At 53.7% G+C, this 339-nt stretch carries 1 protein-coding gene; it reads right to left on the bottom strand.

The genetic code is table 11. The features are described 5' to 3' along the window. Positions 1-123: 123 nt before the first annotated feature. The gene (tap, locus tag GSQ70_RS26305; RefSeq protein ID WP_158785178.1) at positions 124-204 is read right to left on the bottom strand and encodes a RepA leader peptide Tap; all 81 of its coding nucleotides are present in this window, start codon (positions 202-204) and stop codon (positions 124-126) included. Positions 205-339 lie beyond the last annotated feature (135 nt).

Genomic DNA, 339 nt, shown 5'->3' on the forward strand with positions numbered 1-339 from the left:
CTGAAAACGGGCTGGTGATTGCGGTGGGTTTTCGACAACCCTTTCCGGAGGCGATTGGACTCGCCGCGCCGGGAAGGCCGGTACACACCTGCGGTGTCAGACGGTTTAAGAGGGATAACCTGGTCAGCCACGCCTTCCTGCGCTTATGTTGCACAGAAAGAGTACGGAGCACAGAAGGTATTGCAGTTTTCCGGGCATGCACATATACTCCCCGTACAGAGCAACAGCGTCTGTACAGTTTAAGTGGGCCCCGTTAATCTTCTGCTTCCGCCAAGAATGGAAAGATTATCGGGGTTTTTGCTTTTCTGGTCCCGGGTAGACACCACATCAGAACCAGTT

Origin of the sequence: Pantoea sp. BAV 3049 (genome assembly GCF_009765445.1) — a bacterium.
Classification (GTDB): domain Bacteria; phylum Pseudomonadota; class Gammaproteobacteria; order Enterobacterales; family Enterobacteriaceae; genus Erwinia.